This is a genomic window from Methylobacterium sp. NMS14P (assembly GCF_028583545.1).
GTDB lineage: Bacteria > Pseudomonadota > Alphaproteobacteria > Rhizobiales > Beijerinckiaceae > Methylobacterium.
Window position 1 is genome coordinate 1,289,561 of the sequence record NZ_CP087106.1, and the last position, 13,470, is coordinate 1,303,030.

Genomic DNA, 13,470 nt, shown 5'->3' on the forward strand with positions numbered 1-13,470 from the left:
GGTGGGGGTTTATCGCCGAGCCCGCGCCGCACCAGGCGCAGATCCCCTCTCCCGTGCGGGAGAGGGGGCATGGGAGCCGCCGAATGGCGCGGCTGCGTCGACCGGAGCCGCCCTCCCTCCAGCCCGTTGCGACACTATCGGGAGCGGCGCTCGCCGCACGGACGCCGGCCGCTGTCTGCGTGAACGGAAAGACGCGCCGTGCCTCGCGCGGCGCGGTGATCAGATACTCACGTCCGCCTCGACAGAGAGGGCTCGGCCGGCGAAGACAAGGACTCGAGGCGCGAGCCCCGAACCGCTCCCTTCGCACCGCGAGACGCGATGACCGGCGACCTGATCGATGCGGCGTTCGGCCGGCCCTGGCACGGCGCCGACGCCGCGGCCGGCGAGACCGGCCGCCCGGCCGGGCCGCCGAGCTTCCAGGTCGATCTCGGCTTCCGCTGCCCGGTCCGCCGCGTCGAGATCGCGGGCGCCTCCGGAGCGCCGCCGTGCTTCGCCCTCTCCGACGACGGGCAGGTCTGGCGCGAGCCGGACCTCGACGCGGCCCGGAGCGGGGCGGGGGCCCTGGTGCTCGCTGCCGGGGAGGGCGCCTGGGCCCGCCATATCCGCGTCGTCCCGGGCGCTCCCGCCGGCGTCGAGCCGCCGGCTGTGCGGGTGCTGTGCGACCGGGCGGATTTCGACCTCATCGCCCTGCGGCGCGTGCTGGACGTGCCCTTCGACATGGCCGACGAGCGGCCCGGCGCGAATCCTTACGTCTCCTACCGCCTCGTCAGCGCCGAGCGGCCGCGTTCCCGCGCCCTGGTCGGGCTCGCGCTCTACGAGTGCGGTGCCTTCGGCAACTGCCTGATCCAGCTGCTGCTCGCCATCGGCATCGCCCGCAACCTGAACCTGAAACACATCAAGCTCCCGGCCGTCGACCGGAGCGAGGTGATCGGCCTGACCGGCCCGCTGACCTGCGGAGGCCTCACGTTCATTCCCGGCTCCGAGCCCCTGCCGTCGGACGGCGCCTTCCTGTCGGGGATGTACTTCGATCTCGGCATCCAGCAGCTCGCCGGCACCCTCGGTCCCGCCGAGACACGGGACATCGTGCGGACCTGCATCCGGCCGCTGTTCAACCGACTGCCCGCGGAGATCCCCGCCAAGCCCGACGACGAGTTGCTGATCCACATCCGCTCGGGGGACATCTTCGGCACCTGGGTGGCGCCGACCTACCCGCAGCCGCCGCTCGCCTTCTACCAGATGGTGGTCCGGCGGCTCCTGGCGGAGGGCCGCATCACACGGATCAAGATGGTGTTCGAGAACCGGCTCAATCCGGTGATCCCGGTGCTGGAAGCGTGGATCGCCGAGATCGGCGTGCCGCTGACGACCCAGAGCGGCACCCTCATCGACGACGTCGCGGCGCTGATGAACGGGCGCTACCTCGTCTTCGGGCTCGGCACGTTCGGGCCGGGGGTCTGCCAGCTCTCCGAGCACGTCGAGCAGGTCTTCTACTTCGCCTCCGGCTGGCCGCAGCATTTCAAGAGCATCCCGACCATCGGGCGGGTCGTCGAGGTGCTGGACGTCGCCGGCGGCTACACGAAGGTCGGCGAGTGGGACAACTCGCCCGAGCGCCGCGCGCTGATGCTCGCCTATCCGGCCGAGAACCTCGCCTTCGACGACGCCTGAGCCTGGCCCCGCCGCGGCCGCCTTGCCGAAGCTGGCAAAACCGGTGACAAGCCCTCGAGCCACCGCCGGAGGACAGACTTGGCCAGCGCTGACCCATCCCCCGAGGCCCTGCAGGTCAACGCCTTCGACATGCACCGGGCCGAGGTGCTGATGCGGCTGCGGCGCCGGTTCCGGCCGCGCCACACCACCCTGGTCAGCTTCGCCGCCAAGTACCACTACGTCGAGAGCCAGCGCCGGCTGGTGGCCTCGGCCGCCGCCACGGGCGATTTCGACACGATCGAGAGCTGGTCCCCTGACCGGCTGCGCGAGACGCCGTTCTACCGGGAGCACCGCGAGATCCTCGACCGGTCCCGGGGTGCCGGCAACTGGGCCTGGAAGCCCTACGTCATCGCCGAGGCGCTGGAGAAGCGCCGCGACGGCGACTTCATCGTCTTCAGCGATACCGGCATGCAGGCGGTCGGCGACGACCCGCTGCCGCCGGTGGCGCCGCTGCTCACCTGGCTCGACGGCTCGGACCGCCGGGTCGCGGTCGGCGTGCTGCACGGCAAGCCGCAGCGGGCCTGGACCAAGCGCGACTGCTTCGTGCTGATGGACTGCGACGCGGCGCGCTACTGGGACGCCGACCAGATCCAGGCCTCCTGGATCGCCTTCATGGTGAGCCCCGCCACCCGCCGGCTCGTGGCCGAGTGGCTGCGCTACGCCGGCGACGCGCGGGTCGTCACCGACAGCCCCAACCAGATGGGGCTGCCGGATCTCGAGGGCTTCATCGACCACCGCTTCGACCAGAGCATCCTGTCGAACCTGATCTACAAGCTCGGGCTGGAGATCCCGCCGCTGCGCCAGCCGTCCAAGCAGATCCGGACGCTGATCGACGAGCTGGAGATGGACACGCTGGTGGCGACGCGGCCCTCCGAGAACATCGCGCTGGGCAAGACCTGGACGGCGAGCTCCGCCTCGCCCTGGTCGGGCACCACGGGAATCTACGGTGAACGCACCACCGGCGACCCGTCCTTCTTCTTCCACACCGGGCTCGACCGGAACCCCTGGTTCGTCCTCGATCTCGGCGCGGTCGAGCGGGTCTCGGAGATCCGGATCTACAACCGGTGGGGGCAGCTCAGCGAGCGGGCGCAGCTGATGCGGGTCTGGCTGGGCGAGACCGAGGGCGAATACCGCCTCGTCTTCGACGCCGTGGACGCCCACTGCCATCCCGGCCTGCCCCTCCACCTGCGGTTCGACAACGCGCGGTCCCGCTACCTCAAGATCGATCTCGACGAGGAGCAGCACCTGCACCTCGACGGGATCGAGATCTTCGCGGCGCGCTGACGCCGCCCCCGATCGCGACGGCATGAGCACGCCGATGCAGGACAAGCCGCTGTTCCCGTTCGGGCCGATCCTCTTCTTCGGCGATTCGGTCACGGCGGAACTGGTGGCCGAGACCCCGGCGCTCTTCTCCGGACCCCAGACGGTCCCGCGCGGAATCGCCGGGCAGTCCACCCGGGACATGGGACGGCGGCTCCGCTCCGACATCGCCCTCTACGGAGCCCGCGGCCTGCACCTCATCGGCGGCCGCGACGACATTCTCAGCGGCAAGTCCGCGCCGTCGCTGGACAGCATCGTGGCCGACGTCGCCGCGATGCTGCAGGACGCGCGCGACCTCCACGTGCGGACCTGGGTCGGCTCGATCCCGCCAGTGGATCCGGCCGCGCCGGCCGCGGCCGGCTTACCCATCCCGCTCATCGCGCAGGTCAACGCGTGGCTGCGCGAACACGTGCAGGCGTACGGGGCGCAGTTCGTCGATTACGACGCCGTCCTGGCCACCGGGACGGGGGCGCTCAGGCCCGGTCTTAGCGATGACGGCATCCGGCTGAACGCCTCCGGCTACGCGGCCCTCAGGGACGCGATGATGGCGGCTCTGACCGCCCCGGGCGTCGAGCAGATCTGGGCCCCACCGGAGAGCGAGGACGCGGCGCGGCGGCGCAAGTTCCTGCACCATTTCGGCTATCTCGACTCGAACACACGCTTCCCGAGCCCGTTCATCCAGTTCGCCGGCAAGCCGGGGGCGAGCCATTACGGCGTCCCGTTCGACGCCGACGGCTTCCTGAACGCCGTCCCGATCGTCGAGCGCAAGCCGGAGGGCGAGACCCGGATCCTGGTCGTCGGCGACTCGACCACGATCGACGGCGGCGACATCGCCAACACCCTGCCGGGCCGCATCGAGCGGCTCCTGTGGGCGGGCGGCCTCGAGAGCGCGAAGGTCTACAATTTCGGGGTGATGTCGAGCTGCCTCACGCAGATGACCCACCTGATCTGGTCGCGTCTGGTCACCTACAGCCCCGACGCGATCGTCGTGCTGAGCGGCAGCACCGACCTGTTCCAGCCCTGGACCTACGATCCCCGGCCGGGCCATCCCTACAACGCCTTCATCACTCAGCGGCTCTACGACCACTTCTTCGACACGCACGATCCCCGCGCCCGCGAGGACGGCCTGTCCTACGAGGCGCTGATCACGCTGATCTACGAGGAGCTGAAGCGGCTGCGAGTCGAGGTGGGCTGGCAGAGCCCCGGCTGGGAGGACGCGATCGTCCACCATTACGAACTGGCGGCGCACCGGCTGACCAAGCTGTCGCACGACCACCGGGTGCCGATCGTCAGCGTTCTGCAGCCGACGGTCCTGCGCAAGCGCCACCTGACGGAGGTGGAGCGCGGCGTCGCCTCGGGGGCATTCCTGGCCTATCTCGACCGGCAGTACGCCAAGCTGGAGGCGTTCACCGCGCAGCTCGCGGCGTGGCGCCCGTACCGGCGCACCTTCACGGCCCTCGACCTCAGCGGCATCTTCCGCGACCGGGAGGAGGGGGCCTTCTACGACATCGTCCACTACGACGATCCCGCCCGCGAGATCGTCGCGGCCCGCCTGGCCGCCGAGATCCGCAGCGCCCTGGACCGGGCCCGCGCCCGCACGCCGCTGGCCCGGGTGCGGCAGCTCCTCGGCGGTCGGCGGCGATAGGGCCGAGCCAAAGGCGTCTTACTGGGGCCGCGGAGCCGGGATTGGCGCGGGTCCCCTCTCCCGCACGGGAGAGGGGGCACGTCGCGCTACACGGGATCGCTCCGCCCGGTGCGGGGCCGAGATTCAGCCCTGCTCGATCACCCGCTTCACCCGGTGGGTGAAGATCACCGAGAGCCAGGGCACGACCTCGTGCTCGACCTCGATTGAGAGCAGCACCTCGAGATGGAGGGCGTAGGGGAGGCTGAAGCGGAAGCCGCAGCGCGCCTCCTCCATCGTGGTCGGCATGTCGCCGAGCACCGCCGCGATCACGTCCGGCCGGTGGACGTCGACCGGGATACGCTGGACCTCGCCGTCGGCCTCGACGATCAGCGTCGCCCTGGCGCGGCTTGCCGAGACGACCCAGCCGGCCAGCACCACCTGCCCGTCCTGGATCTCGGCCCAGACCCGGTCCAGGGGGGCCTCCAGGTTCGCGCGGGCGAAGGAATCCGGCAGCTCGCCATCGAGTTCGGCCACCGTGCAGCCGACCTCGTACTTCTCGAAGCCGCGCCCCTCGCCGAAGATTCCGGCGAACTCCTTCTGGTACTGGGCGATCCGGGCGTTCTTGATGTCCTCCGGCAGGCCCGACCACTGGCCCTTCTCCTGAACCGTGTAGACCGAGAGCAGCTCCCGCAGGAACGCGATCCGGCCCTTGTCGGCGACGTAGAGGTTCATCAGCCAGTCGGCCGCCGAGGCGTTCGCGTAGTAGGCCTCCGGCACCCGGCGCAGGGCCTCGGCGCGGTAGAAGCAGCAGGAGAAGTTGGCGGTCAGTGGCGAGTTCGCCAGGACCGGGAAGCTGATCGTGCCGGTGGGATAGCGGCCCTGCTCGTCGTGCGGGACGTAGGAGCCGGTCGCTGGGTAGTGGAGCAGCACCCAGTTGAAGCACATGTCGAGCTTGCGGTCGTTGCGCAGCATCCGCATCTGCATGGCGACCTTGCGGTCCGACAGCCAGTAATCGTCCGCCTCGCAGAAGGCGACGTACCGGCCCGTGCAGGCGGAGAGGCAGTCATGCATGTTGCGCAGCATGCCGAGGTTCTGCGGCCGGGGCCGCACCGCGATCCGTTCCGGATCGCGCGCCCGGTAGCGCTCTACGATCTCGGGCGTCCCGTCGGTGGACTTGTCGTCGCCGATCACGACCTGCAGGCGGAACAGCCCGCGCTGGCCCAGCACCGCGTCGAGGCAGCGGCCGATATCGGCGGCGTGGTTGTAGGCCGTGACGATGACGCTGACGGTGAGCTGCTCCAGCAGCCACGCGCGCAGCGCCTCCGGCGCGCCGGAGAGATCATCCGGCGCGTCGAGGCCCATGTCGCTCAAGGCGTCCCGGGCGATGTCGGGGTTGGCCTCGATCAGGCGCCCGAGGCTCGGCACGTCCTCCTCGTCGAGGTAGGCCTCGGCCAGCCGCCGGAAGATCGACTTCTGCGCGGCCTCGTAGCCCGCCGCGTAGCGGCCGCCGAAATGGCCGCGCAGCTTTCGGAAGAACGCGATCTCGGAATTGCCGAGCTTCTTGTGGCGGGCGAGTTCGTTGGCGTAGGTCGCCCACATCCCGGCGGCGTGCTTGCGGTAGACCGCCATGACCTCCGGCAGGAAGCCGATGCGCCCGACCTCGGCGTGCATGAGGTGGACGTACCAGTCGCCGGGGGCGATGCCCTCGTCGAACACGAACGCCTCCTCGCTGTGGTAGCGCCAGCGGTAGAGCACGCTGTTGGTCTGGACGAAGTTGTGGGCCACGAGGTCCGACAGCGACGGCTGCGGGCTGCACTGCTTCGGGTACAGCTCGTCGACCCCCGGCATGTCCTCGTAGACGACGCGCACCCGGTGGAAGCAGAGGGTGAATTCCGGGCGCGCCCGCAGGAAGTCGACCTGCCGCTGCAGCTTGCGCGGGTCGGTCCAGTAATCGTCGCCCTCGCAGATCGCCACGAACTCGCCGCGGGCACGGGACGTGAGGTCGGCGAAGTTCCGGTTCGGCCCGAGATTCTCGCCGCGCAGGATCGCCACGAGGTTGGGGTGGCGCGCGGCGTACTCGGCGATGATCTCGGCGGTCCCGTCCGTGGAGCGGTCGTCGCCGACCAGCAGCTCGAAGGGGAAGTCGGTGGCCTGTCCGAGGATGCTCTCTAGCGTCTGCCGGATGAAGGCCGCCTGGTTGTAGCTGATGCACAGGACCGAGACGACCGGCCGGTTCCAGGCCGGCGCAGGCTGGGTCTCGGCGCGCGCCCGGATCCAGGCCGCGAAGGGATTGACGAAGCTGCCGTCGAAGGTCTCGTCCGGCGGCGCGTTGAAGTCGGCCCGGGGCCGGCGCCCGAGCCGGGCGCCGTACTTCACGTAATGTTCGAGGGGCGACAGGTCGGTGAGACCCACGTCGGGATAGCGCGTCGCGTAGCCGATATGGTCGAACAGGCCGCTGGCGTAGATCGTCGCGAAATCGTCCTGCCACGGCTCGAGCGCCGGCGCGGCCTCTCCTGCACCGTCCTGCATCGATCAGATCCCTCGAACGCGCGTCAGCAGGCCACTCTCCCAGACGAAACCCTCAGAGGGTGCTGGGGAGGCGTCCTTCCTCGGAGCCGTGATTGTAATAGTGATGCGTCGGGTCGGCCCCGGCGTTCGCGACGTCGTCGTTGCATGCGAGGTAGAACTGACGGTCGAACAGACCGGAGGTTTCGAGCCAACTGAGCATCGTCGCCTCGGGTACGACGGGGGCCCGATCGGGAGTGGCAGTGGCGGCCTCGCGGTAGAGGTGCGCGAACCGGGCGATCCGAGCAGCTACCTCCTTGGCGGCCGGGCGGCGCACCGAGGATGCGACAACGCTCGACTGCTCACCGGGGCGCCGGCGCTGGAGATCGGCTTCAGCCAGACGTACTAGACGAGCGAGTTCGCCCTGGGCCTCCTTGAGCCGTGTCTGGGTTTCGGCGAGCTCGGCCCGCAGCGCTTCCACGTCCTCGCCCACGGTCGGCTCCGTCTCAATCACGACGCTCTCAGGAGCTTGCGCGCATGGGCGCGGCGTGAACGGCCGGGGACCGGCGCGACAGCGCGCTCCTGTCGGGTGAGGCCGGGTGATACGATTGCCCCCCAGACCGGTCAACCCTGAGCTACCAGCGCGCCCGGACCGTGTCAGCGCGGCATCAGCAGTCCGACGACATGGCGCAACGCCAGGGCGTCCTGCTCGGGGGAGGGTGCCGTCAGGAAGCCGCCCGCCGTGGCAGCGCCCGTCACCAGCCAGGACGGGGCGGCCTCCGATGCCGAGAAGAGCTGTCGGGCGACAGTCTCGATCGGCTCCCCGGTGAACCAGGGGGCGTAGGTCGCGGTGAAGAAGCGGAAATAGACCGGCCAGTTCTCGGGCGTCGGCGCCAGCCGGTTGGGTGTCGGCCCATGGGCGATCCGCGACAGATAGGTCTTCAGCGCGGCCGATCCCTCGCCATGCATCAGGTCGCCGGTGGATTTGAGCGTGTTGGTCGGATGGGTCCGATAGTGGAGGTGCGCGGACGGCACGAAGATCGGCTCCACGTGCACCATGCAGCGGATGAGGAAGTCCCAGTCGTGGCACATGCGATAGGCAGCGAAGGGACCGATCGTGTCGTAAAGCCCGCGCGAGAAGATGAGGTTGCCGCTCGTCACCGCGATGTTGTGGCGAAGAAGAGCGAAGCCGATGGTCGGGCAGGCCCCCGCCTGACCCACCACGTCGCGGTACCAAACGCGGACCGGATCGTCATCGGCGAGCCGGACACCGGCATCGTCCATGAAGTCGACGCCTGTGAACGCGATGAAATCGCCGACCGGCGGCAGCGCGTCGTGCATCACCCGGAACCGGTCGGGCGCGTAGGCATCGTCCGAGTTCAGGATGGTGAGCACGTCCCCACCTGCTTTTGACAGGCCGAGCGCGATCGCCGCGTGCGCGCCGCCGTTGCGGTCGAGCAGCTCGCACCGGATCCGGACCGGCCCGTCATAACCGTCGATTGTCCGAGCGATGACCGCCCGGGAGTCGTCGGTGGAGTGATCGTCGACGATGATTAGCTCATGGACCGGGCGCTCCTGATCGAGCACCGAGCGGATTGCCTGGGCGATGTAAAGGCCGTGGTTGTAGGACGGGATGACGACCGAGATGCGCCGCCCGGCGGCCCGCCCCGACACCGGTTGCGCGCGCCATTGCGGCGCGCGCTTGGACAGGAACCGCATCATCGACGCTCGCGCCTATCTCCGAGGGATCTGCGGGACCGCACTTCTACGCGGCATCGAGCTGCCCCCGAAGCAGGTCGAGACGCGGCCCCATCTGCCGCTCGAAGCTGTACTCGCGCAGGATGGCGAGACGGCCGGCCTCGCTCAGCCTTCGGAGCGCCTCGCGGTCGCCGGCATAGAACTCGATTCGGGCGGCAATCCCGTCGGCGTCGCGGGTGATCAACTCGAACTCCTCGCCGGGCATCAAGGCGGGAGTCCCGTCGAGCCGGCGATTCAGGGCGAGGGAATCGGAGAGGAACATCGCCACGCCGCGCAGGCCTGCCTCGACGCAGGAGGTGGTCGGGAATCCATCGAACGATCCGCGGCCGCCGTCACGCTCCATCGGCGACTGGTTGGGCGAGATGACAATGTCCATGCCGAGATAGAAGTCCTGGAAGAACGAGGCCGGCTGCACGCCGTGGAAGCGGACGCGGTCGATCCGCGTGAGGCCGAGCAGGTCCGGCGTCCAGTCACCGACATAGTGCCACTCGAAGCGCGGATCGTCCGCATAGCGACGGACGAGGTCGGTGAACACGTCACACCCCTTCTCGAGGCCGAACTCCGTGTAGCGCTGGGCCACGAAGCAGATCCGGATCGTGTCCTGCAACGGGCGGCCGATCCGCGAGCAACGCGCGCTCGCCGCGACGTCCCAGCAATCGGGCGAGACGGCGCCGAAGATGAAGGCGATCTGATCCGGATCGCACCAACCTCGGTCGAGCAGATAGTCGCGCTGCAGGGTGTGGGTCGTGAGCACCTTGGCGAAGCGGCGATCGCCGAGCACGCGCCGGAGCTTAGCATCCGAGACCGGATCGTTCGGCATGAAGCTCCCTCCCGGATATAGGGTGAAGACGAAGCGCTCTGCGCGCAGGTCCGGATTCGAGGCCAGCAGCACGGCCGCGTTGTGGAGGAAGGTCGTGTGCAGGACCTTGGCGCTGAGGTCGTGGCCGGTATTCAACGCGCGCACCCGGTCCGACAGGGTCGGATGCTCCGCCTCGAACTGGCGCAGCTCGTCAAGGAAGGTCCGGTCAGGCCGGTAGCGGTCGATGTCGCGCAGCGACGAGGCGGCCCGGCTGTCCGGGATGGCCGACAGGTAGGTGAGCAACTCGCCGTAGCGGAACGCCGAGAACCGAGATGGGAAGCTCGAATCGACGAGGAGGAGGCCGGCTCCTCGGGTCCGGGCCGGCCGTGTCGGACCCGTCACCTGCGGGTGGGCGGCCCAGGCTTGGTTGGCCGCCTGCCACGCTTGCGGCGCGAAATCCGGAACCGCGCGGCTCTCGGCATGGAGCCGCTCGGCCTGAGTCCGGTCGCGGACGAGGAGGTCGTGGAGAGCGCGGGTATGGGGGCTGGCATCGCCGAGTTCGAGGGCGAGGCGCGCCTGCTCCTCGGATTCCACGAGCCGGCCCCAGGTCCGGAAGATGACTGCGAGGCGGAATCGGAACAGGGCCGGATCCTCGCAGCCCACCGCCAGGGCGATCTCGTAGGCCGCCGCTGCGGTCCCCAGCCGGCCCAGCGACTCGGCCTGGTAAGCGGCCAGACCGCATCGGGCGATCAGGCCGGCGCCCTCGACCTCCGCGGCTGCGCGGGCAGCCTCGAGCGCCCCGTCGCGCCGCCCTAGGGCGAGCAGCGCTCCGACGCGCACGAGGAGCGCTTGAAGGCCGGCGACCGGGCCGCCCGCCAGCAGCGCGAGCGCCGCCGCGGGATCGTTGGCGTGCAGCCGCTCGGACGCAGCCTGGACTCGTGCATAGGGGTTTTCTGGATCGTGGGTCAGCGCCGCCGCACTGGCCTCGGCGAGGGCGCGGCCTTCCAGGAGGTTGGGCAGCCGCCCTTCCGGGGCCCCGTAATGGAGGTAGTGGCCAAGGGGATTGACCCCGGCTGCGGCGATATCGGGATAGAGGGTCAGATAGGTGCGGGTGCTGAACAGCGGACCGGGATCGAGCCCGATCGCGGCGCCATGGACGCAGTAATGCTCGGCCGGGCTGAGGCTGGATGCCTCCGCGGCCGACACCTGCGCCCGATAGAAGGCCGAATCGAAGAGGGGATTCGGGTCGAGTTCGGAGCACCAGCCCTCGGCCGCGTAGGCTACCGGCGTCGCGACGCCGCGGTGACCGTAGCGGCGGATCACCGAATCCGCGTCGAACAATCCAGCCAGATCCGGATGCATGCCGTCGTCCGTTTCTCTCGGCGCGCCCTCACGAGCCGGCTCCGGACGGAAGGACGTCTGGCCGTCCGGCCGGCGCGCTCACGTCCTGCCGAGCCGTAGCGCGGGGGCTTCTCGCATAGCGGGTCCCGTGTGCCTACCCTGCCCAACGGCGGAGGGGGTGCTTGAGCGCGGGCTCGCTCCCTCAAGCCAACGCGCCGGCGGCCCGCTCTGCGGTGTCGGGCGCGGCGCCCGGGCCCGACAGACGCCAGCCGATGACGATCAGGAAAACGACCGGCACAACGAGGATCAGCGCGGCGCCGAGGATCCCGACATGGCCGACGAGGCGTCCGTAGAAGCCACCGGTCACGCCATCATGCCACGAGACCAGCGTCATCCCGACGGCCGACGCGACGACGAGGGCGGGGATCTTGAACCACAGGGGCAGGGCTCGTCTGCGCGGCGGCACGATCGCATCGAGGCCAGTCTCGCTCCGGCCGGCTTCCCTCTGGGTCAGGAGTGCTTCGACGTGGTCGGCGAAATCCGCCTGGATCCGGTCGCGCCGCGCGGCGTCGTCGTCGCGCGCAAGCGGCGCCGCCTGCGGCGCGGTCCCGTCCGGCGCCTCCAGCGGACCCGGGATCGCCGCCTCGGCGGCGACCATCAAGCGCGCCTCGTGCCGGCGCATGAACAACCAGAGTGCGACGGCGCCCATCAGGACGAAGGCCAGCAGCCCGAGGCCGACCGGCCCCATGACGTTCTCGATGGAGCGCCCGCAGAGATACGCGCCGAAGCCCATGATCGAGGCCCAGGCGACACCGCCCAGCGCATTGAAAGCGAAGAAGCGGCGGGCGTCGAGCTTGTTCACGCCGGCAAGCACCGCCGCATAGGCGCGCAGCATCGCGGTGAAGCGGCCGAAGAATACGATCTTCCCGCCGTGCCGGCGGAACAGGTATTGGCCGAGCTTGAGCCGGCCGTGGTCGAGGCCGATCAGGTGCCCCTTGCGCAGGAGCAGGGGCAGACCCCAGCGGCGGCCGACCCAGTAGCCGGCATTGTCGCCCAGAATGGCCGCGGTTGCCGCGATGGCCACTACCACGGCGATGTTGATGTTGCCGGTGCTGCCCGCGTAGGCCGCCGAGGTCAGCAGGACCGTCTCGCCTGGCAGAGGCAGGCCGGCGCTCTCCAGCGTGATGATGACGAAGATCGCCAGGTAGCCATAGTTCGCGATCAGGTCGGCGATCGGCAGGTCATGCAGGAAGGACATGTAGTCTCCGTGCGGCTCTCAGGTCGCCCTGTCGACGACAAACGTGGCCGCTCCGGGGCGGAGTGACGATCAGGCCTGCCGCACAGGTTCCGTCGCGCTGTCAGCCGCGACCGCGGCCACGGGCCCTTCATCCTTCACGGGCAGGATACGGCGCCGCAGCGCCCGCTCGGATCCCAGCGAGATGGGCGCGCATCCACGCGATTGTGCTGATGAGCCCCTCGCGTAGGGCGACGCGTGGTTGCCAGTCGAGCTCGGACCGGATCAGCGCGGTGTCGAGGACGTTGGCGGGTACGTCGGCGGCGCGGCTCGGCTTGTGGATGCAGGGCAGGCGATCCCGGCCGAAGGCCACCTCCAGCTCGGCGATAATCTGGTTGACGCTCAAGCCCCTGCCGCTGCCGACATTCAGCACCTTGTGCGGCCCGTCATAGGACACCGCGGCGAGGAACGCGTCGCTGACATCGTCGACGTGCAGGAAGTCGCGCACCACCTCCCCGGTCCCCCAGACCTCCAGCGGCAGGTCCAAGAGGACACGGTGGATGTAGCTGCCGATCAGTCCCTGGTGCTTGGTGCCAAGCTGGAACCGGCCGTACGGGTTTGCGATCCGGAGGATCTGGTAGTCGATCCCGTGGAGATGCCGGTACAGGTGGAGCGACTTCTCGATCATCAGCTTGCCGATGCCGTAGGCCGAGATCGGGTCAGTCGGCGCCTGCTCGGGGATCGGGATGGCCCGGGGAATACCGTAGATCGCGCCGCCGGAGGAAGAGAACACGAGCTTCTTGATCCGGGCCGAGCGGCAGATCTCGAGCAGATGCAGGGTGGCGATCGGCGCGGCAGCCAGTTCCGCGGACGGATCCCGGTTCGAACTCTCCGGGATTGAGCCGGCGATCAGGTGGAAGACGACGTCCTGACGCTCGACGGCGTTGGCGATCGCGAGGCGGTCGGCGAACTGGCCGGCGACCCGGGCGACACGTCGGTCGAGCACCTCGGACTGGATGTGGCTGCGGCTGAAGCAGGTGACTTCGGCCCCCGCCGCCGCGAGGCGGTTGCACAGGTTCAGCCCGAGGAAGCCGCCGCCGCCCAGCACGAGGCAGCGGAGCCCCGCCATGGACGGCGCAGGCTGACCGGATCTGGCGGGATCGAGCGGCTGCGGGCCCTGCCGGGTCT

At 69.7% G+C, this 13,470-nt stretch carries 8 protein-coding genes and 1 pseudogene; 3 read left to right on the forward strand and 6 right to left on the reverse strand.

Going from position 1 to position 13,470, the window contains the following annotated elements; genetic code table 11:
- Positions 1-318: 318 nt before the first annotated feature.
- The 3 genes from LOK46_RS06115 (at position 319) to LOK46_RS06125 (ending at position 4,666) form a co-directional block, all read left to right on the forward strand.
- Positions 319-1,662, forward strand: a complete 1,344-nt coding sequence (locus LOK46_RS06115) for a coagulation factor 5 8 type domain-containing protein (RefSeq protein WP_273562949.1) — start codon at positions 319-321, stop codon at positions 1,660-1,662.
- 78 nt (positions 1,663-1,740) lie between these two features.
- Complete coding sequence (locus LOK46_RS06120; RefSeq protein ID WP_273562950.1) at positions 1,741-2,985, forward strand: hypothetical protein; 1,245 nt, start codon at positions 1,741-1,743, stop codon at positions 2,983-2,985.
- A gap of 22 nt (positions 2,986-3,007) precedes the next feature.
- On the forward strand, positions 3,008-4,666 hold the full coding sequence (locus LOK46_RS06125; protein ID WP_273562951.1) for a GDSL-type esterase/lipase family protein: 1,659 nt from the start codon (positions 3,008-3,010) through the stop codon (positions 4,664-4,666).
- A gap of 123 nt (positions 4,667-4,789) precedes the next feature.
- Here the strand turns inward: LOK46_RS06125 and LOK46_RS06130 are convergent, their stop codons facing one another.
- From LOK46_RS06130 to LOK46_RS06155, 6 genes and pseudogenes are all read right to left on the reverse strand, one after another.
- The gene (locus LOK46_RS06130) at positions 4,790-7,174 is read right to left on the reverse strand and encodes a glycosyltransferase family 2 protein (RefSeq protein WP_273562952.1); all 2,385 of its coding nucleotides are present in this window, start codon (positions 7,172-7,174) and stop codon (positions 4,790-4,792) included.
- 52 nt (positions 7,175-7,226) lie between these two features.
- The gene (locus LOK46_RS06135; RefSeq protein ID WP_273562953.1) at positions 7,227-7,643 is read right to left on the reverse strand and encodes a hypothetical protein; all 417 of its coding nucleotides are present in this window, start codon (positions 7,641-7,643) and stop codon (positions 7,227-7,229) included.
- A gap of 164 nt (positions 7,644-7,807) precedes the next feature.
- Positions 7,808-8,872, reverse strand: coding sequence for a glycosyltransferase family 2 protein (locus LOK46_RS06140; RefSeq protein ID WP_273562954.1), 1,065 nt, complete (start codon positions 8,870-8,872; stop codon positions 7,808-7,810).
- 43 nt (positions 8,873-8,915) lie between these two features.
- Complete coding sequence (locus LOK46_RS06145; RefSeq protein WP_273562955.1) at positions 8,916-11,069, reverse strand: hypothetical protein; 2,154 nt, start codon at positions 11,067-11,069, stop codon at positions 8,916-8,918.
- Between the two features lie 601 nt (positions 11,070-11,670).
- A pseudogene (locus tag LOK46_RS32840) lies at positions 11,671-12,306 on the reverse strand (DedA family protein); the annotation flags it as partial.
- A 127-nt stretch (positions 12,307-12,433) separates the two neighbouring features.
- Positions 12,434-13,390 (reverse strand): NAD-dependent epimerase/dehydratase family protein, encoded by a 957-nt coding sequence (locus tag LOK46_RS06155; RefSeq protein WP_273562957.1) that lies wholly within the window; start codon positions 13,388-13,390, stop codon positions 12,434-12,436.
- Between the last annotated feature and the right edge of the window lie 80 nt (positions 13,391-13,470).